The organism is Rubrobacter taiwanensis (genome assembly GCF_004337705.1).
In the GTDB taxonomy this organism is placed as follows: Bacteria; Actinomycetota; Rubrobacteria; order Rubrobacterales; family Rubrobacteraceae; genus Rubrobacter_C; species Rubrobacter_C taiwanensis.
In genome coordinates, this window is record NZ_SKBU01000014.1 from 28,008 (window position 1) to 53,208 (window position 25,201).

27 protein-coding genes are annotated in these 25,201 nt (G+C 67.9%); all 27 read right to left on the reverse strand.

The genetic code is table 11. From position 1 onward, the window contains the following. Positions 1-3: 3 nt before the first annotated feature. On the reverse strand, positions 4-1,239 hold the full coding sequence (gene metK / locus E0L93_RS07015; RefSeq protein ID WP_132690365.1) for a methionine adenosyltransferase: 1,236 nt from the start codon (positions 1,237-1,239) through the stop codon (positions 4-6). After that, on the reverse strand, positions 1,239-2,312 hold the full coding sequence (gene coaBC / locus E0L93_RS07020) for a bifunctional phosphopantothenoylcysteine decarboxylase/phosphopantothenate--cysteine ligase CoaBC (RefSeq protein WP_132690367.1): 1,074 nt from the start codon (positions 2,310-2,312) through the stop codon (positions 1,239-1,241). The genes metK and coaBC overlap by 1 nt, the downstream gene beginning before the upstream one ends. A gap of 38 nt (positions 2,313-2,350) precedes the next feature. After that, positions 2,351-2,671 (reverse strand): DNA-directed RNA polymerase subunit omega, encoded by a 321-nt coding sequence (gene rpoZ, locus E0L93_RS07025; protein ID WP_132690369.1) that lies wholly within the window; start codon positions 2,669-2,671, stop codon positions 2,351-2,353. Beyond that, on the reverse strand, positions 2,655-3,251 hold the full coding sequence (gmk, locus tag E0L93_RS07030) for a guanylate kinase (protein ID WP_132690371.1): 597 nt from the start codon (positions 3,249-3,251) through the stop codon (positions 2,655-2,657). The genes rpoZ and gmk overlap by 17 nt, the downstream gene beginning before the upstream one ends. Continuing rightward, entirely contained in the window at positions 3,236-3,511 is a 276-nt protein-coding gene (locus E0L93_RS07035) for a hypothetical protein (RefSeq protein ID WP_207890367.1), read from the reverse strand. The genes gmk and E0L93_RS07035 overlap by 16 nt, the downstream gene beginning before the upstream one ends. 66 nt (positions 3,512-3,577) lie before the next feature. Then, positions 3,578-4,447 carry a dihydroorotate dehydrogenase gene (locus E0L93_RS07040; RefSeq protein ID WP_207890368.1) on the reverse strand — a complete coding sequence of 290 codons (870 nt, stop codon included), beginning with the start codon at positions 4,445-4,447 and terminating at the stop codon, positions 3,578-3,580. Beyond that, a complete protein-coding gene (locus tag E0L93_RS07045; protein ID WP_132690377.1) occupies positions 4,438-5,106 on the reverse strand; it encodes an iron-sulfur cluster-binding protein in 669 nt (222 codons plus the stop codon). Before E0L93_RS07045 ends, E0L93_RS07040 begins: the two co-directional genes overlap by 10 nt. Then, positions 5,103-8,273, reverse strand: a complete 3,171-nt coding sequence (carB, locus tag E0L93_RS07050) for a carbamoyl-phosphate synthase large subunit (protein WP_132690379.1) — start codon at positions 8,271-8,273, stop codon at positions 5,103-5,105. The genes E0L93_RS07045 and carB overlap by 4 nt, the downstream gene beginning before the upstream one ends. A gap of 1 nt (position 8,274) precedes the next feature. After that, complete coding sequence (gene carA / locus E0L93_RS07055) at positions 8,275-9,381, reverse strand: glutamine-hydrolyzing carbamoyl-phosphate synthase small subunit (protein WP_132690381.1); 1,107 nt, start codon at positions 9,379-9,381, stop codon at positions 8,275-8,277. After that, positions 9,371-10,660 (reverse strand): dihydroorotase, encoded by a 1,290-nt coding sequence (locus E0L93_RS07060; RefSeq protein WP_132690383.1) that lies wholly within the window; start codon positions 10,658-10,660, stop codon positions 9,371-9,373. Before E0L93_RS07060 ends, carA begins: the two co-directional genes overlap by 11 nt. Further along, positions 10,657-11,571 carry an aspartate carbamoyltransferase catalytic subunit gene (locus E0L93_RS07065; RefSeq protein ID WP_132690385.1) on the reverse strand — a complete coding sequence of 305 codons (915 nt, stop codon included), beginning with the start codon at positions 11,569-11,571 and terminating at the stop codon, positions 10,657-10,659. Before E0L93_RS07065 ends, E0L93_RS07060 begins: the two co-directional genes overlap by 4 nt. Then, a complete protein-coding gene (gene pyrR / locus E0L93_RS07070) occupies positions 11,564-12,115 on the reverse strand; it encodes a bifunctional pyr operon transcriptional regulator/uracil phosphoribosyltransferase PyrR (RefSeq protein ID WP_279387460.1) in 552 nt (183 codons plus the stop codon). The genes E0L93_RS07065 and pyrR overlap by 8 nt, the downstream gene beginning before the upstream one ends. Before the next feature lie 56 nt (positions 12,116-12,171). Then, complete coding sequence (locus tag E0L93_RS07075) at positions 12,172-13,065, reverse strand: RluA family pseudouridine synthase (protein ID WP_132690387.1); 894 nt, start codon at positions 13,063-13,065, stop codon at positions 12,172-12,174. After that, positions 13,065-13,361, reverse strand: coding sequence for a DUF167 domain-containing protein (locus E0L93_RS07080; protein WP_165874218.1), 297 nt, complete (start codon positions 13,359-13,361; stop codon positions 13,065-13,067). Before E0L93_RS07080 ends, E0L93_RS07075 begins: the two co-directional genes overlap by 1 nt. Further along, positions 13,351-14,244, reverse strand: coding sequence for a DivIVA domain-containing protein (locus E0L93_RS07085; protein ID WP_132690389.1), 894 nt, complete (start codon positions 14,242-14,244; stop codon positions 13,351-13,353). Before E0L93_RS07085 ends, E0L93_RS07080 begins: the two co-directional genes overlap by 11 nt. 7 nt (positions 14,245-14,251) lie before the next feature. After that, on the reverse strand, positions 14,252-14,569 hold the full coding sequence (locus tag E0L93_RS07090) for a YggT family protein (protein WP_132690391.1): 318 nt from the start codon (positions 14,567-14,569) through the stop codon (positions 14,252-14,254). Then, positions 14,566-15,354: a pyrroline-5-carboxylate reductase gene (proC, locus tag E0L93_RS07095; protein ID WP_165874219.1), complete on the reverse strand. Its 789-nt coding sequence runs from the start codon at positions 15,352-15,354 to the stop codon at positions 14,566-14,568. The genes E0L93_RS07090 and proC overlap by 4 nt, the downstream gene beginning before the upstream one ends. Positions 15,355-15,362: 8 nt before the next feature. Beyond that, a complete protein-coding gene (locus E0L93_RS07100) occupies positions 15,363-15,935 on the reverse strand; it encodes a cell division protein SepF (RefSeq protein WP_207890369.1) in 573 nt (190 codons plus the stop codon). Further along, positions 15,925-16,653 carry a YggS family pyridoxal phosphate-dependent enzyme gene (locus E0L93_RS07105; protein WP_132690395.1) on the reverse strand — a complete coding sequence of 243 codons (729 nt, stop codon included), beginning with the start codon at positions 16,651-16,653 and terminating at the stop codon, positions 15,925-15,927. Before E0L93_RS07105 ends, E0L93_RS07100 begins: the two co-directional genes overlap by 11 nt. Next, the gene (locus E0L93_RS07110) at positions 16,654-17,346 is read right to left on the reverse strand and encodes a purine nucleoside phosphorylase YfiH/LACC1 family protein (RefSeq protein ID WP_132690397.1); all 693 of its coding nucleotides are present in this window, start codon (positions 17,344-17,346) and stop codon (positions 16,654-16,656) included. A 60-nt stretch (positions 17,347-17,406) separates the two neighbouring features. Beyond that, complete coding sequence (gene ftsZ, locus E0L93_RS07115; protein WP_132690399.1) at positions 17,407-18,471, reverse strand: cell division protein FtsZ; 1,065 nt, start codon at positions 18,469-18,471, stop codon at positions 17,407-17,409. A 20-nt stretch (positions 18,472-18,491) separates the two neighbouring features. Further along, the gene (gene ftsA / locus E0L93_RS07120; protein ID WP_132690401.1) at positions 18,492-19,727 is read right to left on the reverse strand and encodes a cell division protein FtsA; all 1,236 of its coding nucleotides are present in this window, start codon (positions 19,725-19,727) and stop codon (positions 18,492-18,494) included. A 10-nt stretch (positions 19,728-19,737) separates the two neighbouring features. Then, positions 19,738-20,412, reverse strand: a complete 675-nt coding sequence (locus tag E0L93_RS16435) for a cell division protein FtsQ/DivIB (RefSeq protein ID WP_132690403.1) — start codon at positions 20,410-20,412, stop codon at positions 19,738-19,740. After that, a complete protein-coding gene (gene murC / locus E0L93_RS07130) occupies positions 20,409-21,755 on the reverse strand; it encodes a UDP-N-acetylmuramate--L-alanine ligase (RefSeq protein ID WP_132690405.1) in 1,347 nt (448 codons plus the stop codon). The genes E0L93_RS16435 and murC overlap by 4 nt, the downstream gene beginning before the upstream one ends. 16 nt (positions 21,756-21,771) lie before the next feature. Beyond that, positions 21,772-22,806: a UDP-N-acetylglucosamine--N-acetylmuramyl-(pentapeptide) pyrophosphoryl-undecaprenol N-acetylglucosamine transferase gene (locus E0L93_RS07135; RefSeq protein WP_132690407.1), complete on the reverse strand. Its 1,035-nt coding sequence runs from the start codon at positions 22,804-22,806 to the stop codon at positions 21,772-21,774. Beyond that, on the reverse strand, positions 22,748-23,887 hold the full coding sequence (locus tag E0L93_RS07140; RefSeq protein ID WP_132690409.1) for an FtsW/RodA/SpoVE family cell cycle protein: 1,140 nt from the start codon (positions 23,885-23,887) through the stop codon (positions 22,748-22,750). Before E0L93_RS07140 ends, E0L93_RS07135 begins: the two co-directional genes overlap by 59 nt. Further along, complete coding sequence (gene murD, locus E0L93_RS07145; RefSeq protein WP_132690411.1) at positions 23,884-25,200, reverse strand: UDP-N-acetylmuramoyl-L-alanine--D-glutamate ligase; 1,317 nt, start codon at positions 25,198-25,200, stop codon at positions 23,884-23,886. Before murD ends, E0L93_RS07140 begins: the two co-directional genes overlap by 4 nt. Between the last annotated feature and the right edge of the window lies 1 nt (position 25,201).

The following is a 25,201-nucleotide window of genomic DNA, read 5'->3' on the forward strand; positions in this document are numbered from 1 at the left end:
CGGCTACAGGCCGGCGGCCCGGCGCAGCTCGTCCGCCCGGGAAGTCTCCTCCCAGGTAAAGTCCGGTTCGCGGCGCCCGAAGTGCCCGTAGGCAGCGGTGCTCGCAAAGATCGGGCGCCGCAGGCTCAGATCCCGGATTATCGCTCCCGGCCTGAGGTCGAAGTGCTCCTGAATCAGCTCGCTCAGCGTGGAGCCGGCGAGCCGGGAGGTGCCGAAAGTCTCGACCATCACGCTTACCGGACGCGCGACCCCGATGGCGTAGGCGAGCTGGATCAAGCACCGCCGCGCCAGCCCGGCTGCCACCACGTTCTTGGCCACCCAGCGCGCAGCGTAGGCTCCGGAGCGGTCCACCTTGGTGGCGTCCTTGCCGGAGAAGGCGCCGCCGCCGTGAGGGACGGCGCCGCCGTAGGTGTCGACGATGATCTTGCGCCCGGTGAGCCCCGTGTCGGCCTGAGGACCGCCGGTGACGAAGCGCCCCGTGGGGTTGATCATGACCTCGGTGGCCTTCCCGTCGAAGAGGTGCTCCGGGATCACGGGCCGGATTACGGCCTCCAGGATATCCCCCTCGATGCTCTTCTCCGCACCGTCCCGGTGCTGGGCGGAGACCAGCACCTTCTCCACCCGGACCGGACGCCCCCCCTCGTAGCGCACCGTCACCTGGCTCTTCCCGTCCGGCCGCAGATAGTCGAGTATGCCCCGCTTGCGCACCTCGGCCAGCCGGCGGGTCAGGGCGTGGGCCAGCGTGATCGGCAGCGGCATCAGCTCCTCGGTCTCGTCGCAGGCGTAGCCGAACATCATCCCCTGATCTCCGGCCCCGATCTCATCCAGATCCTGCCCGCGGCGCGCCTCCAGCGCCACGTCCACGCCCTGCGCTATGTCCTGCGACTGGGGATCTATGGTCACGATGATGCCGCAGGTCTCGGCATCGAAGCCGTACTTGGCGCGGGTGTAGCCGATCTCGGCGATCTTCTCCCGCACCACCTTGGGAATGTCTATGTAGGTGTCGGTCGTGATCTCCCCGGCCACGATCACCAGTCCGGTGGTCACCATGGTCTCGCATGCCACCCGGCTCATGGGATCGTCACGCAGGGCGGCGTCCAGGATCGTGTCCGAGATCTGGTCGGCCACCTTGTCCGGGTGGCCCTCGGTTACGGACTCTGAGGTGAAGGGATAGGAGCTCCCGGAGCACGTCTCAGACCCCTGATGCACGGCCGGGCTCTTGAGGATCCTCTCCGTCATTACGTCTGTCCCTTCCTGTTCAACTCCGAGATCAGAACGTCCAGGATGACGCGGGCGATCTCCCGCTTCGAGGCCCGCCCCACCCGGCGTTCCTCACCGCGGCTCACGATGCAGACCTCGTTCTCATCCGACCCGAACCCGATCTCCGGCCGGGAGATGTCGTTGCCGACGATGATGTCGGCTCCCTTGCGTTCCAGCTTCTCCCGCGCGTCGGGCAAAGGGTCGCCGAACGCTGCTGCGAATCCTATCATAAAGAGGTGCGGGAAAGACTCCCGCACCCGAGCGAGTATGTCAGGGGTGGATCTGAACTCTACCTTGAGCCCTTCGCGCCGCCGCACCTTGCCCCTCCCGGGTGCGGCGGGGGTGAAGTCCGAGACGGCAGCGGCCATGATGAGCGCGTCGGCCTCCGCCACGGCCCCCAGCACCGCCCTCTCCATCTCGGCGACGGTCTCTACCGGTATCCACTCCACGCCCGGCTCGGGTGTGCCGAGGTTCGCGGCCACCACCGATACGTCCGCGCCGCGCGCCAGCGCTTCCCGCGCCACCGCGAGCCCCATCTTCCCCGAGGAACGGTTTCCGATGAAGCGCACCGCGTCCAGCGGCTCCCGGGTACCGCCGGCCGTGACCACGATGCGCCGCCCGGCGAGCTCTCCCCCGAGGGAACGGAACAGCGCGGCAGCTATCCCGCCCGGCGGCGCCATGCGCCCGCCTTCCGGCTCCAGCACCCGGCAGCCGGATTCGCGGACGCGCCGGATGTTCCGGCGCACCGCCGGGTGCGCCAGCGTGCCCGCATCCATCTCCAGCGCGACGACGCAACCCCGTCTCCCAGAAAGGGCCTTCTCGAACGTCGGAGCATCCGCAACCCCCCAGGCCAGCCGGGAGAGGACGTCCGGCCCTGCCGGAGCGAACGCTACGGCGTCCGGATCCTCCGGCGGACCGGAGAGAGGAACGCCGGCGGCCGCAAAGGCCGCCGGCCCCACGAACCTCTCCGCCCCCGGGGCGAGCAGCGGCTTTACGCCGTAACCCGCCTCCGTTAGGAGCCGTGCAAGGGCCGGGCCCCGGAGCGCGCCCATCCCCGGCCCGACCGAGAGCAATATGGTGAGAGCGTCCCTCAGGCCGCCCCGTGAGACTCTTCGGGCGAGGTCTCCTCTTCAGTGTCCGGCGACTCCGCCAGACCGGTGGAGTCCACTTCCTCCTCGGCGAAGCTGACCTTGAGCCTTCCGGCCCGCAGCTCCTCGATCGCAATGGTCAGGGGGTGCTGGGAGCTCGGATGCACCTGCGGCCCCGGGATACCGAGGCTCTCTCCGATGCCCAGCGTGGCGGTGTACTCGTTGATCTGGCGCGCGCGCCGGGCCGCCGCCATGACGAGCCCGTAGCGGGAGTCCACCCGGCCACCCTCCAGCAGCTCGTCTATCTTAAGCTCGTTCAGCATCTCTTCTACCTCCTTCACAGGGGCTCCGGATTATCTGCCGCATAAGTTTAATCATTGCCGTCCGGGATTTCTCCAGCTCGTCGTTTACGATCTCATAGTCGAACTCGTCGCGGGCCGCCACCTCATTCCGGGCCGCCTCCAGACGCCGCTCCAGCGCCTCTGAAGTCTCGGTCGCCCGTCCCTCCAGCCGGCGGCGATTCTCCTCCAGCGACGGAGCCCGGACGAAGATCATGACCGCATCCGGCCGCCGCCGCCGAACCTGCCGGGCCCCCTGCAGCTCGATCTCCAGGATCACGGAGAGCCCGGCATCCAGAAGCTCATCCACCTTCTTCTCGGGCGTGCCGTAGAGGTTTCCGGAGTACTCGGCCCACTCCAGAAAGCGTCCCTCCCGAATCCACGCCTCGAACTCTTCGCGCGAGAGGAAGATGTAGTCCCGGCCATCCACCTCTCCGGGCCGCGGCGGGCGGGTGGTGGCGGAGACCGAATACGCCAGCTCCGGTACGGCCTCGAGAGCGGCCCGGATAAGAGTTCCCTTCCCGGCCCCGGAGGGCCCGGAGACCACGATCAGTCTTCCGCGCAACCCAGAACCTTGATCAGCCGGTCCCGCTGTCCGTAGGTGAGGCCCACGAGCGTCTTGGAGCGGCTTATCCCGGACTCCCTGAAGATCCGGTTCACCTTCACCTTGCCCACGCCGCGCATGGCGAGCAGCATCTCCTCGACCTTGGCCCCCCTCAGCTCGGGCGGGGGATCCATGAGCAGGTCGTAGATGCTGATGCGCCCCTCCTTGAGGTCCCGCTTGGCGGCGGCCCGGGCGAAACGCACCCGGTTTGCCTTCTCCAAGGCCGAGAGGCGCTCTTCGGATGTCCTTTCAGGAACCCTCCTCAACATCAACTGCAGAGTATACCATCAGTGCGCCGCCCCGATGAGGTCCCGGGCGTCCAGACCCGTCTCTCTCAGATAACCGGAGAACTCTCGCAGTATCTCCCGCGGATCCCGTACGAAGCCGGCAGACCCTATCTGCACCGCCGTGGCCCCCGCCAGCATGAACTCGGCCACGTCGGTCCCGGTGGCCACACCTCCGCACCCGAGGATCGGTATCCCGACCGCGCGAAAGGCCTCGTAGACGGCCCGCAGCGCCACGGGCTTGATGGCGGGGCCTGAGAGGCCGCCGCGCAGCCGCACCTCTCGCCGACGGGCGTCCACCGCCAGCGCCGGCAGGGTGTTGATGAGCGTCACCGCCGCAGCCCCGGCACGTTCGGCGGCCTGCGCGCCCTCCACGGCCCCCTCGCTGGCAAGCTTGGCGAGAACGGGCTTCCCCCCCGCCGCCTCGACCGCCGCGGCCACTACCTCCTCCACACTCGCCGGCACGGCGCAGAAGTAGAGCCCGCCGCGCTCCACGTTGGGACAGGAGAGATTGAGCTCTATCGCCCGGACCCGGTCGTCGGCGGCCAGCCGCCCGCAGAGAAGCGAGTAGTCGCCGGCCGTCTCCCCCGCCACGGAGACGAAGAGCGGAACACCCGTGTCAAAGGCATCGAGCTCCTCCATGAACCGCTCGACGCCCGGGTTCTGCAGGCCGATGGAGTTGATCATTCCGGCCGGTGTCTCCGCAAGACGGGGCGGCGGGTTCCCAGTCCGCGGTTGCGGCGTCACGGTCTTGGGCAACACCGCACCGTATACTCCCTCCGAGGCCTGGACGGCCTCCTTACCATGCGTGCCGGCGGCCGGAACGAGCGGCGTATGCAGCCGGAGGCCGCACAGCTCCACGTTCAGATCCACGCCAGCTCCCGCGCTTCGAAGACGGGCCCCTCCACGCACGCCCGGGCGTAACCGCCCCCGGCGAGCGGGACGGCACATCCGTAACAGGACCCCTCGCCACACGCCATCATCTCCTCGACGGCGACCTGGCAAGGGATGCCGGGCGGCACCGCTCCCGGACCGCTGGCGTAGACGGCGGCGTAGCCGCTCAGATCGCCGAAATCGTCCACCACCCGGGCGCCGGGGAAGTCGCGGAGAATGGGGACCTGAGCCGCGGCGAGCTGCAGGAAGATGTCGTGGTCCACCCCCCGCTCCTGCAGCCGGCGGTAAAGCAGCCTGAGCGGCGCCACCTTCCCTTCCCGGGCGATCAGGGCCACGCGCCCGGCCGGGACGTCCGGCCGGTACCCCCGGCCGTGCGGGGCACTGACCTCGATCTCCTCCGAGGAGGCTATCAGGCGGGTCCCCCGGCCGCGGACCTCCAGCAGAACGCTCATTACTCCACCCCGGAGATCGTACACCGAGAAGGGCCGGGCCAGGAACGGGTCGAAAGATGTCCGCTGCGAGGCGGCCCGGATCAGGACGAACTGCCCGGGCTCCACATCCCCCTCCCAGGGATAGCGCAGCACGCGGTAAGATCCCAGCCGCTCCCGGCTCTCGACCCTGACCCGGTGGAACCTCACGTCGCGGGAGCGATGAGCCGCTGTAGCGCCCGCACTTCGGCGATCCCGCCACGAATCATGGACTCCACCCCCTGTACCGCGGCCGAGGCCGCGGCCAGGGTGGTAATGCAGGGCACACCGTACAGGAGCGCCTTGCGCCGGATCAGATACCCGTCCGAACGCTCCCGCGCCCCGCGCCCCCAGGGAGTGTTGATGATCAGATCCACCTCCCCGCGCTCGATAAGCGTGAGCACATCGTCCCCGAGCTCCCCGATCTTCGGCACCACCGCCACCGGCAGACCGTTGTTCCGGAGCACCTCGGCCGTGCCCTCGCTGGCCGAGATCTCGAATCCCAGATCCGCGAACGCCCGCGCGATGAGGACCGCCGAGCGCTTGTCCCGGTCGTTGACCGAGATGTACGCCCGCCCCCCCGTCGGAAGCGGCACGCCGGCCGCAGCGAGCGCCTTGGCGAACGCCCCCCCGAAAGACCTGTCTATGCCCATCACCTCCCCGGTGGAGCGCATCTCGGGTCCGAGCAGCGGGTCCACGTCCGCAAACCGGTCGAACGGGAAGACCGGAGCCTTCACGCTGAAGTGACCATTGTAGCTCGGCTTTAGGTTCATATCTCTGAGCTTCTCGCCGACCAGCACACGGGTCGCCACCCTGGCCAGCGGAACCCCGGTCGCCTTGGAGATGAACGGCACCGTGCGCGAGGCACGCGGATTGCACTCGATCACCATCACCCGGTCTCCGCGCACCACATACTGCACGTTCATCAGCCCGACCACCCCCATGGCCCGCGCCAGCTGCCGGGTGTAGTCCTCAATACGCCGCAGCAGGGGACGGGTGATCGTGATCGGCGGCGTTACGCACGAGGAGTCGCCGGAATGTACCCCCGCCTCCTCAATGTGCTCCATGATCCCCCCGATGTACACGTCCTCGCCGTCGGAGACAGCATCTACGTCTACCTCGACGTAATCCTCCATGAACTTGTCTATGAGGATGGGGTGCTCCGGGCTCGTACTCACACTCTCTGTGAGGTAGAGGTCGAGCGCTTCGCGGGTGTAGACGATCTCCATCCTGCGCCCGCCCAGCACGTAAGAGGGCCGGACGACCACCGGGTATCCGATCTCCTCGGCCACGCTCCGGGCCTCTTCGGCGCTCATCGCGGCTCCCCAGCGCGGATGGGGGATGCCCAGCTCTCTGAGCAGGCAGGCGAAGCGGGAGCGGTCCTCGGCCAGGTCTATGGCGTCGGGCGAGGTTCCCAAGACCCTGAACCCGGCCTGTTCCAGCTCCCGCGCCAGCTTGAGCGGGCTCTGGCCGCCGAACTGCAGGACCACCCCCTCGGGCCGCTCCCGGCGCAGCACCTCCAGCACGTGCTCGGCGGTCAGCGGCTCGAAGTAGAGCCGGGTGGAGGTGTCGTAGTCGGTAGAGACGGTCTCGGGGTTGGAGTTGATCATGACCGCATCGAAGCCGCACTCGATGAGCTCCTGACTGGCATGCACGCAGGCGTAGTCGAACTCTATGCCTTGCCCGATCCGGTTCGGACCGCTCCCGAGCACGACCACCGAAGGGTTCTCGCCGCGCGCCACCTCGTCCTCGGCCTCGTAGCTGGAGTAGTAGTATGGGGTCTCGGCCGGAAACTCTCCGGCACAGGTGTCCACCGCCTTGTAGGTCGGGCGAATGCCCAACGCATGCCGCACCCCGCGCACCACCTCCGTGGAGTAACCGGTTGCCGCCCCCACGAGCTCGTCAGGCAACCCCAGCCGCTTGGCCTCGCGCAGCTCCTCGACCCCCAGAACCTCCGGCAGCGACTGCTCGGCGGCCACCACACGGGCCATCGAGGCCACGAAGAACGGGTCTATGCGGGTCCGGTCCGCTATCTCCTGCACGGTCATCCCGGCCCGCAGCGCGTCGAAGATGGCGAAGATGCGGTACGGATTCGGCCCCTCCAGCGAGGGCTTGATGTCCTTCCGGTCCAGCTCCAGCGAGGAGATGGCCTTGAGCAGACTCTCCGTGAACGTCCGGCCGATCGCCATCACCTCACCCACCGACTGCATCTTGGTGGTCAGACTCGGCTGCGCCCCCGGAAACTTCTCGAACGCAAAGCGCGGAATCTTGGTCACCACGTAGTCCAGCGCCGGCTCGAAAGAGGCCGGCGTCGCCCGCGTTATGTCGTTCGGAATCTCGTCCAGCGTGTACCCGGCCGCCAGCTTGGCCGCTATCTTGGCGATCGGGAACCCCGTAGCCTTGCTCGCCAGCGCACTCGAACGGCTCACCCGCGGGTTCATCTCGATCACATAGTAGTCGTCACCGTGCGGATCTACCGCAAACTGGATGTTCGATCCCCCCGTCGATACCCCGATCTCACGTATTATGCGTATTGCTGCACTACGCAGGGCCTGGTACTGGCGATCGGAGAGGGTTTGGGCCGGGGCGACGGTGATGGAATCGCCGGTATGCACGCCCATCGGGTCCACGTTTTCGATCGAGCAGATTATGACCACGTTATCTGCGAGGTCGCGCATGACCTCCAGCTCGAATTCCTTCCACCCGACGACCGAGCGTTCCACGAGCACGCTGCGCACCGGGGAGGCGTCCAGGCCCTCGTTGATGGAGCGGCGCAGTTCTTCGGGGTTGCGAGCTATGGAGCCGCCCTTACCTCCGAGGGTGAAGCTCGGCCGGATGATGAGCGGGAAGCCGATCCGTTCGGCCAGTTCCTCGGCCTCCTCCACCCGGTGCACGACGCGGCTCTCCGGGATCTTGAGCCCTATCTTCTCCATGGAGCGCCGGAAGAGCTCGCGGTCTTCGGCCTTGCGGATCGAGTCCACCGAGGCTCCGAGCAGCTCGACGGCGTGTGCTTCGAGCACGCCGCGCTCCTGCAGCTCCACTGCGAGGTTAAGGGCCGTCTGGCCGCCGAGGGTCGGCAGCAGGGCGTCCGGGCGTTCGCGGCGGATGATCTCGGTCACGCTCTCGGCGGTGAGCGGCTCGATATAGGTGGCGTCCGCGATCTCCGGGTCGGTCATGATGGTGGCCGGGTTGGAGTTGACGAGGATTATGCGGTAGCCGTCCTCGCGCAGGGCCCGGCACGCCTGCGTGCCGGAGTAGTCGAACTCGGCCGCCTGTCCGATGACTATGGGGCCGGAGCCGATGACGAGAATGCTGGAGATATCGTCCCGCCGGGGCAAGCTAGACCACCGCCTTTCGCGAGACCCGCTCGGCGAACTCGTCGAAGAGGTAGCCTGAGTCGCGCGGTCCGGGACTGGACTCCGGGTGGTACTGCACGCTCCAGGCGTCGAGTTTCGGGGCGGCGATCCCCTCCACCGTACCGTCATAGAGGTTGCGGTGGGTCAGCTCCACGCCCTCCGGCAGCGAGGCTTCGCGCACGGCGAAGCCGTGGTTCTGGCTGGTGATCTCGATCCTGCCGGTCTTCAGGTTGCGAACCGGGTGGTTGGCACCGTGGTGTCCGAAGGGCATCTTGTACGTCTCGCAGCCCAGGGCCAGACCCAGGAGCTGGTGCCCCAGGCAGATGCCGAACGTCGGGATCCTCCCCAGCACGCCCTGCAGGCTCTTCACCGCCCGTTCCAGCGCCGCCGGGTCGCCCGGCCCGTTGGAGAGGAAGAGTCCGGCGGGCCTCTCCTCCAGTATGTCCTCCGCACTCATTGAGCCAGGGACGGCGAGCACGGAGATACCGCGACTGCGCAGCTCCCGGTAGATGGACCCCTTCACCCCGTAGTCCAGCGCGACCACCCGGCAGTGCTCTTCGCCGAAGGCCGAAAGCAGCGTGGGTTCTGTTATCTGGGAGCTGCCCGAGGCGAGGTCCTGCCCTACCATCTCGGGGTGCGAGAGCACCCTTCTGAGAAGGGCGCCGGTATCGGTCTCCGTGGTGGAGATGATGCCGCGCATCGCGCCCTTGTCGCGCAGGTGCCGGGTGAGGGCGCGGGTGTCTATCCCCTCGACCCCGATCACGCCCTCCTCCTCCAGCAACCGTGCCAGGGACTTCTCGCTCGCCCAGTTGCTCGGGTAGGGAGTGTACTCCCGCACCAGGACCCCGGCGGCCTGGACCCGGGAGGACTCCTCATCGCCGGGAATGACGCCGTAGTTACCGATCAGGGGGTAGGTGAAGGTCACGATCTGGCCCCGGTAGGAGGGATCCGTCAGCGTCTCCTGGTAGCCGACCATGCTGGTGGTGAACACCACCTCGCCCAGTGCCTCGCCCTCGCCGGCGAAGGTCCAGCCGTCGAAGCGGGTCCCGTCTTCCAGAACCACCGCTGCCCGCCGGCGCTCAAAGTCCAAGCTTCGCTCCCATACGGTCATGTACCATCTCACCCCCCACGAAAGTACCCGTTATGCGGCCGGTCAGCCTCCGGCCGAGATACGGCGTGTTCCGCGACCGGCTCAGGAGCTCGCCGGGCCTGACCTCCCACTCTTCGGAGAGATCCACCAGAACGAGGTCCGCCGGAGCCCCGGGCTCTATCCGCCCCTGCTCTCCGATCCAGCGCCCCGGGGCACAGCTCATCGCCTGCACGAGCCGCGCGAGCGGGAGCCGGCCTTCGAGCACCAGTTCCGTGTAGAGCGCTGCGAAGGCCGTCTCATGTCCCAGAAAGCCGGGTGAGGCCTCCTGCAGCGGCAGCTCCTTCTCTTCCGGAGCGTGCGGAGCGTGGTCGGTGGCGACGAAGTCGAGGGTGCCGTCCGCCAGCGCCTCCCCCACTAACAGCCGGTCTTCCTCCGGCCGCAGCGGCGGGTTCACCCGGTACATACCGTCCAGGGTGCCGACGAGCTCGTCGGTGAGCGTGAGATGGTGCGGCGTGGTGTCGCCCGTTATGTTGGGGTTGCGGTCCTTGAACCATCCCACCAGCGCGGCGGAGAGGGCCGTGCTAACGTGCGTTATGTGTACCCGGGCTCCGGTCTCGGCGGCGAGCACGAGCGCGGTTGCCGTCGCTACGTCCTCGGCGCTCGCCGGCGAGCCCGGAACGCCCGCCAGAGCCGCAACCGCTCCGTCGTGCACCGCACCGGTGGCCAGCGTGTGATCCTCGCAGTGCAGGATGACCGGCAGCCCCGCCGATCGGGCGTAGAGCATCCCGTTCCTGAGCACCCCGGCGGAGGCCGTACCGAGCCCGTCGTCGGAGACGGCGAAGGCTCCGGCCTCTCTGAGCAGCTGCATCTCGGTCAGGCGCTCGCCCCTGAGTCCCTCGTGCAGCGCGGCGGCCACGTAGGCCCGCACGCGCGACTCCCGTTCCACCCGGCGCAGAAGTCCGGAGACGAGGGCCGGGCTGTCGATTACGGGCTCGGTATTCGGCATCATTACGACGGAGGTGAAACCTCCGGCAGCGGCGGCCGCCGAGCCGCTCTCGATGGTCTCCTCGTCCTCCCGCCCCGGCGTGCGCCAGTGGGCGTGCACGTCCACGAACCCGGGGAAGAGGTGCAGCCCGGCAGCATCCAGCTCGCGGACGCCGGAGAGGCCGGGCCCCACCTCGGAGATCCTGCCGCCGGTGACGCGCACGTCCAGCTCGCCGTCCAGTCCGGTGGCCGGGTCGAGGACGCGCGCACCGCGGATGACGAACTCGCCGCTCAAGCCGCCACCTCGAGCCCGACGCCCAGCGCCTGCATGAGGACCGCCGCGCGCACGTGGATGCCGGCCGCGACCTGATCCGGGATCAGGGACGCCTCGTCGAGCACCACGTCGCCCGCGATCTCGACGCCCCGGTTCACCGGTCCCGGATGCATAACGCGCACGCCGGGCAGCAGATGACGCCGCTGCACGCCGTAACGGGCGGCGTACTCCTGCACGGAGGGGATCAGCGCCCCGGCCATCCGCTCCCTCTGAAGGCGTAGGGTGTAGAGCACCTCCGCACCCCACTCCAGCGCCGCGTCCACCGACTCCAGCACCGCAGCCTCCCAGACCGGCTCCTGCGGCAGCAGGGTCGGGGGCGCGACGAGCGCGACCTCCATCCCGGCGGCACGGAAGGCCGGGATCACGCTCCGCGCCACCCGGCTGTGCAGGATGTCCCCTATGATGGCGGCCTTCCGCCCGGCCAGCCCCCCGAAACCCCCGAGCGCCGCGCTCAGAGCGTAGAGGTCCAGCAAGGCCTGGGTCGGGTGCTGCCCGCGGCCGTCTCCGGCGTTGATCACGGCGGCTCCGGTATGCCGGGCGGCCAGGGCCGCCGCTCCGGCCGCCCCGTGCCGCACGACCAGCACGTCGGCCCCGAGGCGGTCCAGGGTGACCACCGTGTCCACGAGGGACTCGCCCTTCTCCAGCGAGGAGCCGCGGGTGGAGATGGAGATCACGTCCGCTCCCGCGCGCCGCGCGGCCAGCTCGAAGGAGGCAGCCGTGCGGGTCGAGGGCTCGAAGAAGGCCAGAAAGACCGTCTTACCGGAGAGCGGACGCTCGAAACTTCCCGCCGCCACCTCCCGGGCCAGCTCCAGCACGGAGCGCAGCTCCTCCCGGCTCACGTTCTCCAGACTCAGCAAGTGCCTGTTACTCAACGATCACCACCCCGTCCTCTCCATCGGTCTCGGCAAGGCTCACCTGGACGCGCTCCTCGGGAGCGGTGGGGATGTTCTTCCCCACGTAGTCGGCCCGGATGGGGAGCTCCCGGTGTCCGCGGTCCACCAGGATGGCGAGCTGGATGGCCGCCGGACGGCCCCGCTCCATCAGGGCGTCTATCGCCGCCCGCACCGTGCGCCCGGTGTAGAGCACGTCGTCAACCAGCACGACGACCCGCCCGGCGACTTCGAAGGGGATCTCGCTCCCCCGCACCTCCGGCTCCTCGTCGGCGAGATCGTCGCGGTGCAGGGTGATGTCCAGGGAGCCCACCGGGACCTCAAGCCCCTCGAACCTCCGGATGTTATCCCCTATCCTGCGCGCCAGCGGCACACCCCGGGTGAGGATGCCTACCAGAGCCAGATCTTGCAACCGGGATGCGTTGCGCTCCAGGATCTCGTGGGATATCCGCCGGAGGGAACGGGAGAGAGTGTCCGCGGTGAGCACCCGAGATTTTACGCGCCTGTTCGCGCCGGTTCGCTGCAAACTGCCCCCTTCGCGCCTCGCGGGACGCCGTTAAAGGTTGCCACGTCGGCAGGATATTAACCGAGCGGGAAGTTCTCGTCAAGCTCCAGGGCCGCCTCGCGCAGATCCCGCGGCACGGGAGACCGGAAGCGCAGCTCCCCGCCGCTGACGGGGTGGCGCAGCCCTAGCTCCGAGGCGTGCAGCCAGACCCGGCGTCCGGGCACGGGCCTTCCGTAGAGCGGATCGGCGTAGACGGGATGCCCTATCGCGGAGAGGTGCACCCGGATCTGGTGCGTCCGGCCCGTCTCTAGCCGCACCCGCAAAAGGGTGTGCCGCTTCGAGCGGTAGGCGACCTCGAAGTGCGTCACTGCGGGCTGCCCGATACCGCAGGCCATCCTCACCGGGTTCTCCGGGTCGCGCCCCACAGGAGAGTCGATGGTCCCGGTCTCCGGCAGCCCGCTCCCGACCACGAGCGCGAGATAGATCCTCTCCACCTCCCGCCCCTTCATCATCTGCACGAGCCGGGCGTGCGCCTCCCCGCTTCTTGCCAGCACCAGCAGCCCGGAGGTATCCCGGTCCAGGCGGTGCACCACGCCGGGCCGGTCCGGGTCGTCACCGCCGGTGATGCCACGCCCAAGCAGGGCGTTCACCAGCGTGCCGGACCGGTTGCCCGCCCCGGGATGCACCACCAGCCCGGCTGGCTTGTCCACGACGATGATGTGCTCGTCCTCGTAAACGACGGGAACGGGGATCTCCTCCGGCTCCGGTCCCTCCCGCTCTGCGGGGATGCGGACCGAGATCTCCTCCCCGCCCTTCAGCCGGAACGCGGGAGGCTCCCGCCGCCCGTCCACCAGAACGTGCCCCTCCCGGATGAGCCGCTGAACCTCCGACCGGCTGATCCCCTCCAGCCGGCTGCTCACGCACCGGTCCAGGCGTTCTCCGGCGGTGGACTCCAGGCGCAGCTCTTCCACTAAGGGCCGAGCGCCTCCCGTACGGCCCGCGCGCCGATGCCCCGGATCGCCACCTGCTTCGAGCGCCCCGAACCTCCGCGCACGATCTCCACCCGGGAGACCGGCACGCCCGCAGAGCGCGCCAGGAAGCGCCGGATCTCATCGTTCGCCCGGCCGCCCACCGGCGGAGCGGCGACCGAGAGCTTCAGGGCATCCCCACCGTAGAGTCCCTTCACCTCGGTCCTCTTCGCTCCCGGCGAGACCCGGAGGTTGATCCGGACGCCATCCCCCTCCTCGATGATGAAGCTACCGGGCACGCCGCCGCAGAAAACGCCCCGCCCGGGCCCGGCGGGAATCCTCCGCTTCGTCGCGGGGCCGCTCCTCGACGGGCTTACGCCCGAGGTCGCCGGTGTCGTCCTGCTCCTCGGGGTCCTCAGGGACCGCCGCGATCGGCTCCTCCTCGCGCTCCACCTCCCCGGCCGCCTGCTCGGAGGGCGAATCTGAGTTCCCGGAGGCGACGAACCCCCTCTCGGCGCTCGAGGGCTCCACCTCCGGCTCTTCGGCCTCGGGACTCTCTGCTACCGGCGGCTCCTGCTCGCGCTCGGTCTTCTTACCGGCATCCTCATCCAGTATGGACGGCGGCCCCTCCTCCCGCTGGAGCTCCAGCCGGCGGTTCTCGGCAGCCTGCCGGGCGGCGGCGATGGACTCGGTATCCAGCCGCTCGTTCAGGGAGCGCTCGATCTCTTTAGCCGACGCGATGTCCATGTTGTCCATGACCGCCAGATAGCTCTTCAAAAGCTGGCGGAAGTCCGCGGCGAAGCTCTGCCGCGCCTTGCGCAGCGCCTCATAGGACTCCTGAATCCTCTCCACCCGCGCGGAGGACTCGGCCAGAATCTGGTGCGCCCGCGCCTTCGCCTCCTGAACGGTCAGCTCGGCCTCCTTGCTGGCCGCGCGGCGCAGATCCTCGGCCGATTGCTGGGCGTGCACCAGGGCCTCCCGGATCGAGCCCTCTAGCTGCTCGAACTGCTCCAGGCGGCCCCGCAGCGAGTCCAGCTCCTCGCGCATGCGCGAGTTCTCGGCGTAGACGCGCTCGAACTCGTCGGCCACCTCGTCCAGGAAGTCATCCACCTGGTTGGCATCGTAGCCGCGCATCGCCCGGCCGAACTCTTTGCGGCGAACGTCTATCGGTGTAATTCTCATCTCTCTATCACCCCGTGACAGGTCGTACGAAGTTCTCGATTATTATCAGCAGCAGCCGCCGGGCTATGAACAGCCCGATCAGCGCGATAATCGGCGAGAGGTCCAGGGCGATGCCGCCTATCCTGAGCGGAGGCAGCCGCTCCCGCAGCGGCATCATTATCGGGTTGACCACGTTGTGCACGATGTCGTAGACCCGCTGCAAGAGCTCGTTGGACGGGTAGCGCCCGAACCAGCCGAAGAGTATCCACACGATGATGAAACCGAGCAGGATGTAGTACGCGTAGTTGACCACGTTCGCCAGGAGCTCCGCGATGCTGAAGGTCACTCGGCCAGCCTCCTCGCCCGCTCGGTCGCCGCACCTATGCCGTCGTAGATGGCGGCCACAAACCCGCTCTTCTCCATGGCGGCGAACGCAGCCGCCGTGGTACCGCCCGGCGTCATCACCTCGTCCCGCACCTGATGCGGGCTCTTCTCCTTGAGCAGCACGGCCGTGCCCTGCACCGTCTGGCTCACCAGCCGCCGGGCTATGTCGCGCGGGATGCCCTCCCGCACCCCGGCCTGGATCAGAGCGTCGGCGAAGAGCGCCACGTACGCCGGCCCGGAGCCGTGCAGCGCCGTGGCCGCATCGAACAGACGCTCGGGCAGCTCGATCACATCCCCCACCGACTCGAAGATGCGCATCACATCCGGCAGCACGGCGCGGCCGGATGGATTAGCCGTGATTACAGCCGACCCGAGACCGATGGCCGCACACACGTTCGGCATCACACGCACCACCGGGGTCCCGTTCGGCAGCCGGCGCGAGATGTCCTCTATCGTAACCCCGGCGGCCACGCTGACCGCCGCCCGACCATCGGCGTGGAAGGCGGAGTAGACCTCGCTCAGCACCACCGGCACATCCCAGGGCTTGACGGCGATGATCACGATCTCACTCCGCTCCGCCAGCTCGTCGTTGGAGGTGGTGGTGAAGACCCCGTATCTCTCAGCGAAGCGCGCCAGGCGGTCCCGGTGTACGTCGCTTACCCCCAGGTCGTACTCACCGCCCTCCGCCAGCCGCGAGAGGAGCGATCCTCCGATCTTACCGGCCCCGATGATGCCTACAGACTTCAACTCCCTCCTCAGAGCTGATTGAAGAAGCCGCGCTCCGCCAGCCGCTTGCGCTCCTCGGCGCTCACCTCCACGTTGCGCGGGGTCAGCAGGAAGACCCGACTGGCCACGGTCTGAATCTGACCGTCCAGAGCATAGGTGAGCCCGGCGCAGAAATCCACCATGCGGCGGCTGAGGTCCTGATCTACATGCTGAAGGTTAAGAATCACCGGCTGCTGACGTTTGAAGCGGTCGGCCAACGCCTGAGCATCGTTGAAGGTGGAGGGAGCCACGACGCTTACCCGGGTAGAGGGCCGCGGGTCGGGCACCGGGCGCAGATGCCCGCCGGAGTTGTAGCGCTCCCGGTTGGAGGCCTCGCCGCCGAAGAGGTCCCCAAGCGAGGTTCCGAAAGCGGAAGAGCGCTCTACACGCCCCAGCCGGCGCACCGCCGGAGAGGGCTCCGCCTCCCGAGACTCCTCTTCGTAGCGACGGTCCTTGTAGCGGCGCTTGCCGTCGTACTCCTCCTCGTCGTAGTACTCGTACTCTTCGTCCACACCGAAGCCGAACCAGGCCGCAACCCGCTCCATCTGATCCCTAAGTCCCATCCTGCCTCCTCACGGGCTCCGATCCACCCCCCTCTTCTATCAACGCCCGTCCTACCCTCACGATGGTGGCGCCTTCTTCGACCGCAACGAGGTAATCGTTGCTCATGCCCATGGATAGCTCCGAGAGATCAAGATCGGGGCTCCACCGTCCCGTAAGCCTATCACGAATCGCTCTGAGTTTCGCGAAAACATAGCGCACATCCTCCGGGTCTTCAACCAGCGGCGCAAGCGTCATGAAACCCCGAACCCGCACACGCCCGCCGGTCGCGGCCGCCCGCTCCAGCAGCGGCTCTATCTCCCCTTCCCCCACCCCGTATTTGGACTCCTCCCCGCTCACGTTCACCTGGATCAATATATCTATTCCCCGTTCCGGCGCGCGCTTCTCCAGCTCCCGGATCAACCGCTCCGAATCCACCGAGTGTATGAGACTCACCCGTCCGACCACTTCCCGGGCCTTCCTGCGCTGCAGATGCCCGATGAAGTGCCACTCGAAGGCCTCTCCGAAGACCTCCTGTTTGGCGATGAGCTCGGCCGAACGGTTCTCCCCGAGCAGCCTGACCCCAACCCGGGAGAGCAGCGCTATCTGCTCTATGGAGTAGTACTTGCTGGCCACCAGGATTCTCACATCCTCCGGCCGCCGGCCGGCCCGCCGCGCAGCCTCTGCGATGCCGCTCTCCACGGCCTCCAGATTAGCCCGGATGTCAGCGAGCTCCACCATCTATCTTAGAGCCGCCACCGCCAGCATCCTCCCGGTCCTCGGCTTCTGCACCCGGTGCGAGAAGAAGAGATCCCCCCTACACCCCGTGCAGAGCCCCACATCATATATATTCTCCACCCCGGCACCCCGCAGGCTGCTCTCCACCGCCGCCGGCAGGGAGAGACGCCGCCCCCTGACCACGTCGCCGAACTTCTCGCCGAACTTCCCGGCCACCTCTTCGGAGACCTCGTAACAGCACTCCCGGATACAGGGGCCTATGTACGCAGACACCGCTTCCGGATCGCCCATCCACCCGGCGGCGCGGGCGGCTATCTCCGCGTAAGTCCCCCGCCAGCCGGAGTGCACTACCCCCAACACCCCGTTTCCGACGAGCACGAGCGGCAGGCAATCGGCGACGCTGACCGCGAGCGGGAGCCCCGGCGACCGGGTCACCAGCGCATCGGCCTCCCCGGCGAACCCCGGCTCCACCACGCACACCACCCCGTCCCCGTGCACCTGGCGAACCCAGGCCGCCTCCCTCCCACCGAGCACCCGACGAACGCGGGAGAGGTTCTCCAGCACCGCCGCCCGATCGTCCCCAACCGAAACGGAGACGTTCAGGCTGTCGAAAGGCGGACGGGAGACGCCTCCCCGCCGGGTGAAGAAGTAGATGGAGGCGTTAATGGGACCGGGGTCCGGAGAGATCCAGACCACACCCCCAGCCCTCCGTTCCTTCCACGCAACGATCTGCACCGGCGCGCCCGGAGAGGGAGACTACCGGCGGCGCAGGAAGGCCGGTATCTCCAGGTCATCGGCCGGCTGCTGCTCCGGCTGCCGTACCGGCTCCTCCTCGGGCTGCGGCATCGGACGCTGTACCCGCTGCTGCGTCGCTATGCGCTGGTCGAACCCGGTCGCGATGACCGTAACGCTCACCTTGTCGCCGTGCGACTCGTCTATGACCGCACCGAAGATGATGTTGGCGTCCTGATGAGCGGCCTGCTGCACGATGTCCGCAGCCTCGCTCGCCTCGAAGAGACCGAGATCCGTGCCACCCGTGATGTTCAGGATTATGCCGGTCGCACCCTCTATGCTGGCCTCCAGCAGCGGGCTGGAGATGGCCTGGCGGGCAGCCTCCTCCGCCCGGTTCTCACTGCTGGACTCGCCGATGCCCATGAGCGCCGAACCGGAGTTCTGCATTATCGTGCGGATGTCCGCGAAGTCCAGGTTGATAAGCCCGGGCTCGGTGATGAGATCCGTGATCCCCTGCACACCCTTGCGCAGCACGTCATCCGCCATCCCGAAGGCGTCCGAGAGCGAGGTGCGCTTCTCGGCTACCTGCAGCAGCCGGTCGTTCGGGATCACGATCAGCGCATCCACGTTCTCCTTGAGGCGCTTGATGCCTTCCTCGGCATAGGTGGCCCGGCGCCGCCCCTCGAATGAGAACGGGCGGGTGACAACACCAACCGTAAGCGCCCCCAACTCGCGCGCGATCTTGGCCACCACCGGAGCCGCCCCGGTCCCCGTGCCACCGCCCTTGCCGGCCGTCACGAAGACCATGTCCGCCCCCCGGAGAGCCTCCTCTATCTCGCCCTTGCTCTCCTCAGCGGCCTCCGTGCCGATCTTGGGGTCCGCACCGGCCCCAAGCCCCCGGGTTATCTTCTCGCCGATCGCTATCTTTAAGTCCGCATCACAGGTCTGTAACGCCTGAGCATCGGTGTTGATGGCTATGAACTCCACACCCTGCAAACCGGAGTTGATCATCCGGTTCACCGCGTTCGTCCCACCACCACCAATGCCAACAACCTTGATAACCGCAAGATAACTAGTCGCCGAGTCCAATTTCTACCTTACCCTTCGTCCTAACGCCTTCTCTCCAGACCCATCTTCGACCGCCCGCCTCCAAACCAACTCTTGATGGCCGCCACTATGCTACCAAAAGTTGTGGCGCTTGCACCTTTATGCTGTGGTTTAAGGTTACTGCTTTTGGCCGCGAAGTATAGCAGACCTACAGCCGTCGAGTACTGAGGCTCCTGTAGAGGTTTAATTCGTCCCCGAACCCGGCGGGGAGCGGCGAGTCTGGCTCGCAGGTCCAGGATATCCTCGGTCAGTTCGGTCATGCCGTCGAGCAGGGAGCCGCCGCCGGTGAGGACCGCACCGCCGGTGAGGAAGTTCCGGACGCGGGCTTTGTCCAGCGAGTCGCGTGCCATCTCGAGTATCTCGCGGCCCCGGTACTCCAGGATCTGGCTCAGAAAGTGGGCGTTGTAGTGGCGGTCTTTGGCCTTGACGGCGGCGAAGGTGTCCACGGTGGTGGAGAGCACGGTTCCGTAGCGGATCTTGAGTCTTTCGGCGATCTCGAAGGGCACCTTGAGGCCGAAGGCGGCATCTGAGGAGAGGCTCTGTCCCCCGAGCGGGAGCACGGCCGTATGGGTGAGGGCTCCGCGCCAGAAGACGGCTATATCCGTCGTGCCGCCCCCGATATCCAGCAGGGCCACGCCCATGTCGCGTTCGGCCTCGGTGAGGCAGGATTCGCTGGCGGCCAGCGGCTCCAGCACGACCTCCGAGACGCGTACGCCGCAGTCCTCGACGGCCCACAGCAGGTTCTGGATGCTCTGGACCGAGCCGCTGATCACGTGCGCCCGCAGCGTAACCCGGCGGGCCGCCAGCCCCAGCGGCTGGCGGATGCCTTCCTCGCCATCCAGGGTGTAGCTGCGGGGGACGATGTGTATGACCTGCTCGTCCGGTCCCAGCTCTACGGCGTGCAGCGCCTCGTTCTCCAGCCGCCGGAGGAAGCGCGGCGTTACAACCTTGTTGCGCCCCCGGTTCAGGAGCGTCACCTCGGTGTTGAAGGAGTTGATGTGCCCCCCGGCGATACCGACCGTCGCCGACCCCGGCTTCACGCCGGAGCTCTCTATCGCCTCCCAGATGGACTCGCTGGCGGCCTGCCGATCCACCACGATCCCCCGACGCAACCCCCGGCTGGAAGCCTCGCCCAGGTCCGTAACCTCGGCGATGCGACGCCGGGGCTCGACCCGGCCCGCGAGGGCCACGATCTTGGTCGTCCCCACGTCTATGCCGAAGTGTTGCGACTGCCGCATCGGGAACCCTCTATTCCTCCCGCGCTCCGTCCAGACCTACGATCACCCGCCCGGGAGACCGCAGATCGAAATACTCCGCCCCGGGATATGAAGCCATGATCTCCCGCAGCGCCGCGACCTGCTCCTCACTCACCCCGCCGGAGAGTACCGCCCGCTGACCACTCCCCAGCGAGACGAACACGCCCCCCGCTCCCGCCGACTCCACCGCACGTATCCTCACGCCCCCCTCTTCCAAAACCCCGACTACCCCCAGGATCTCCTCCACCTGCCAGCGCTCCAGCCGAAGCTCCGGAAGCCGCGCGCCACCCGCCCCCGGCAGCTCGACCCCGTCCGCCGAGTAGAACCTCTCCCGGCCCTCTACCACGGCTCGCAGGATGGCGGTTCTTTCTTCAACCTCAACCGTAACTATACTGGAATCCCAGTTCTTACTCACCCTTGCACTGTAAACCCATGGATCAGACTCCACCCGACGCTCCAGGGCTCCGGTGTTCAGAGTGAGGAGGCTCGCGCGTTCTCCCACAAGCTCTTTCACCCGGGATTCGGGCAGCATGCGGGCGCCCTCGAGGCGCACCTCGCTCACCGGGAAGACCAGGTACGAGAGAGTAAATACCAGCAGGGTTGTGAGGGCGGCGACGAGGGCAGAGAGGGTGAGGGCGCCGAGCGTTCTGCGCGCCGCGCGCCTCACTGCGGCAGGATTTCCAGCAGTTCTTCGCCGACCCGGCTTATATCTCCGGCTCCGAGGGTGAGCACCATGTCTTTCGGCCGGGAGATGGTTTTAAGCACCTTGGGTATGGCGTGGGTCTCGGGGACGTAGTAGACCTCCGGCGGTCTCTTTGCGGACTCGCAGATAGCGTCCACGATCAGCTTCCCGCTCACGCCGGGCAGGGGTGGTTCACCGGAGCCGTAGACATCGGTTACCAGCACGGCGTCCGCCCGAAAGAAGGATTCTCCGAACTCCCGGTACAGGGCGCGGGTACGCGTGTACCGGTGAGGCTGGAAGACCGCCACTACGCGGCCTTCGGTCGTGGACCGCGCCACCTCGAGCGTCATCCGGAGCTCGGTGGGGTGGTGAGCGTAGTCGTCCACCACCTTGACCTCCGACCTCTCCCCCTTGAGCTGGAAGCGGCGGCGGACGCCGCTGAAGCTCCGCATGTGCTGTGCGGCCTCGTAGGCGTCGTAGCCGAGCCAGCGGGCTATGCCGATTGCCGCCAGCGAGTTGAGCATGTTGTGCCGCCCGAAGACCCCGAGCGTCACCGCGCCCCGCCTCCGGCCGCTCTCGTAGAGGATGTAGGAGTTGTGGGAGGTGGGTTCGGCCCGCAGGTCTCCGCCTTCTATCCCGTAGGTGGAGACTGGGCAGGCCGCGCGTCTGGCCAGCTTCAGGCACCGGGGGTCGTCGGCGCAGACGACCAGGTGCCCGTGCTCCGGGATGGACTCCACAAACTCGCCGAAGGTCTCCATGACATCCTCCAGAGAGGTGTAGAAGTCCGGATGATCGAACTCCACGTTCGTAACGACGGCCGCCTCGGGCCTCAGCAGCAGGATGGTCCTGTCGCTCTCATCGGCCTCGGCGACGACGAGCTCCGATCTGCCGACGACGGCGTTGCTGCCGATATCGTTGAGCTGCCCGCCGATGAGCGCCGTGGGGTCTTCGCCCAGCGCGCGCAGCAGGTGGTTGGTCATGCTGGTAGTCGTGGTCTTTCCGTGCGTCCCCGCGATGGCTATCCCCCGACCGGCGTTGAGGATCTCGGCCAGCACGCCGGCCCGCCGGATGACGGGAATGTTCCGGCGACGGGCCTCCAGGAGTTCCGGGTTCGTGGGCGGGATGGCGGTGGAGATGACGACCCGGTCGGCGTCCCCGACGTTCCCGTCGGCGTGCCCGATATAGATTCTCAGGCCCAGCTCCTCCAGCTGCCGGGTGTAGTAAGACTCCTTGAGGTCGGAGCCGGTCACCTCATGCCCCCGGGTGTACAGAACCTTGGCTATCCCGCTCATCCCGGCCCCGCCGATACCGATCATGTGCACCTTCATCCAGCCCGCTCCTTCCTCACCACTGCCGCAGGAGCCTCTCCGCCACTGCGGCGGCGGCTCCGGGAGTTGCCAAATCGCGTATTCTACTCTCCAGCTCGCGCCTCCTCGAATCGTCCGCGAGCAGGCGCTCCACCCGCTCCCGCAACGCGTCCCCGGTCACCTCGGAATCCGGCAGAAGCTCGGCGGCTCTCCGGTCGGTGAAGTACCGGGCGTTCCTGAGCTGATGATCTCCGGCGGCGTGCGGGAAGGGGACCAGGATCGCCGCTCTCCCCGCCGCGGCGAGGTCGAAGAGCGAACCGGCTCCGGCCCGGCTGACCACGACCTCGGCCGCTCCGAGGGCCCACCAGATCTCATCGTCGTAGGCCACGATCCGGTGCCGGGGGTTGCGAGGCTTCAGGCGGGGATAGTCCCGGCGGCCGGATATGTGGAGTACGGAGTAGGACGTCTCGCCCGCAAAAGCCTCGACCGCCGCGAGGTTCAGCCGGAGCGCCCCGCCGCTGCCGCCGTAGAGCAGTACCACCGGGGGTTTCAGCTCCAGTCGCCGGAGCGCCTCCTCCCGCCTTATCCGGAAGAACTCCGGCCGGGTCGGCATCCCCACCTGCACTGCACCGGGAAGGTACCCGGCCGCCTCAGGGAAGGTGATAAACACCTCCCGGGTAAAGCGCGCCGCCAGGCGGTTGACCTTACCGGGCACAGAGTTCTGCTCGTGCAGGAAGGTGGGAACCCCAAGCGTCCAGGCCGCCACGACCGCCGGCGCGCTGGCGTAACCCCCGACCCCCAGCAGAGCGCGGGGTCCGAAGTCCCGGATCACATCCCGGAATCTCATGCAGGCCCGCATGAAGAGCGCTCCGGCGCGTGCCGCGCCGAGGGGACCGCCCGAGAGCCCCCTGAGGGGCAGAGCGTGCAGCCGGTAGCCCGCAGCCGGGACGAGGTCGGCCTCGATCCCGGAGGAGGCCCCCAGAAACTCGACATCGACACCCCGGCTCCTCAGCTCATCCGCGACGCACAGCGCGGGGATCGCGTGCCCCCCGGTGCCGCCGCCGGCTATCATTATTTTTCTGAGGCTTTGCTTCTCTCGCTCGCTCACTGTCCTCCGATATCCGGTAGAGGATCCCGACCGCCGCGAAGCTGACGATTATGCTGGATCCCCCGTAGCTCACGAACGGCAGGGTCATCCCGGCGAGCGGCACCACACTCATCGCCGCTCCGATGTTCGAGAACGCCTGCACGGCCAGCATGGCCGTCAGGCCACCCGCGATGCACCGCCCGAAGGTGGTTGAGGCCCCGAGGGCTATCCGGATGCCGGCAAGGGTCAGGAAGAGGAACGCCGCTATAACCACGATCATGCCCAGCAGTCCCAGCTCCTCCCCGATGAGGGCGAAGATCATGTCCGTATGCACCTCGGGGATGAAGGCGCTCCGGTCGGATGATCCCACCCCGGTTCCGAAGATGCTCCCCATCCCGATGGCCAGCATGGACTGCACCACCTGGTAACCGGGGCCGTCCGCCAGCTCCCAGGGGTTCAGGAACGCCATAAAGCGCTCCCGGCGGTAGGGCTCCAGCAGCATCACGACGACCGCCAGCGCTGCCGACGCACCGCCGAAGACCACAAGATCCCGCGTGCGCAGCTCCGAGGCCCACAGCGCGCCGGCGGCCCCGGCCAGCATGACGACCGAGGTTCCGAAATCTGGCTCGATGACCACCAGCCCGATCAGCAGCCCCACGGCCGCCAGCGGCCCGGCCGGCACCCCGGAGCCGGGAGGCCGGCGCGAAACCGCCGCGCTCAGCACGATGACGACCGCCAGCTTGGCGAGCTCTGCGGGCTGGAGGCTGATCGGCCCGAAGTCGAACCAGCGCCGGGCTCCACCCACATCCGTCCCTAGCCCCGGCACCAGCACGAGCACCAGCAGTACTGCAGAGGCCCCGTAGAGCCAGGGGGCCAGCCTCCGCCAGGCGGTGTACCGAACCCGGGTCGCGGCCCAGAGCACCGCCAGCCCCAGCGCCACGTGCAGCCCCCGGGTTACGAGGTAGTGAGCCCCGTAGTCCCTGACGGTGGCCGAATAGACCATAACCGTACCGAGCAGCGCGAGCCCTGAAGATACGAAGAGGAGATTCGCCCGCAGCGCGCTCACGTCCCGCCTCCCCGCACCAGCCCGGCGAACCTCTCCCCTCGCTCGGCATAGCCCGAGAACTCGTCGAAGCTCGCGCACCCCGGCGAGAGGAGCACCACATCCCCAGGACGCGCCGCCCGCCGCGCAGACTCGACCGCCGCCGCCAGACCCCCGGCCCGAACCACCGGCGCCCTCACCGCCCTGCCCTCCAGGTATTCGGCTATGCGCGGGCCGGCCTCTCCGTAGCAGATGACGGCCCGGCAGCGCCCGAGCCTGGGAACGACCTCCCCGAAGTCCGTGTGCTTCTCGGAACCGCCGAGAATGAGTACTACCGGATCGTCGAAGCTCTCCAGCGCAGCCGCCACCGCCGCCGGATTGGTGGCCTTGGAGTCGTCCACGTACCGTACCCCGCCCAGCTCCGCAACGAGCGCCAGCCGGTGTGGCCTCGGAGAGTAGCTCCGCAACCCCTCGCGAACGTCCTCCAGACCAGCTCCCAACTCCCGGGCCGCAGCCGCCGCGAACAGAGCGTTCTCGTAGTTGTGCACCCCGGCGAACGAGAGCTCCTCCACGCCAACCAGCCGCTCGCCGCCGAGCATCAAAGCCCCGTCCCAAACGCCGGTCTCCCCCTCCCCGATCACTAACGTCCGGGCCACAAACCCGCCGGCAGCCTCCCAGCCGACCGGATCCCGGCGACTCACCAGCGCCAGATCCCCGGGCCCCTGCCCCTCGAAGATGCGCAGCTTGTCCCGCCGGTACTCCTCAAAAGAAGAGTGCCAGTTCAGATGATCCGGCCTCACGTTCAAAAGCGCGGCCACCCGGAACCCCGGCTCTGGCAGATGGTGCAGCTGAAACGAGGAAACCTCCAAGACCAGAACCTCCGCCCGCTCCACCTCCCCCAAACACCCGGTCAGCGCTCGCCACGAGTTTCCCGCGACCACATGCTCCACGCCCGAGGCCTCGAGTATCTTGCGTATCATGTCCACGACGGTGGTCTTGCCGTTGGTGCCGGTTACGGCCACCACCGGCAGCCCGGCGGGCAGCAGCTTCAGGCCCAGGGCGGCCTCGGAGAGGATGGGGATACCGGCGGCCCCGGCGGCCTTCAGGAGGGGGTCTTGTGGCGGCACGCCGGGGCTGGTGACCACAAGGTCCACGCCGCGTTGCAGGATCTCCGGTCCGGCTCCCAGGACGGTCTCGACCCCCAGTTCGGCGGATGTGGAGCGGAGCTGCTCCGTATCCGCAGCGTCGGCTGCGAGCACGCTCTCGCCGCGGGCCGCAAGAGCTCGCGCGGCGGCTCTGCCCGACTCCCCCAAGCCGTATACGAGCGTGCGGGGCATG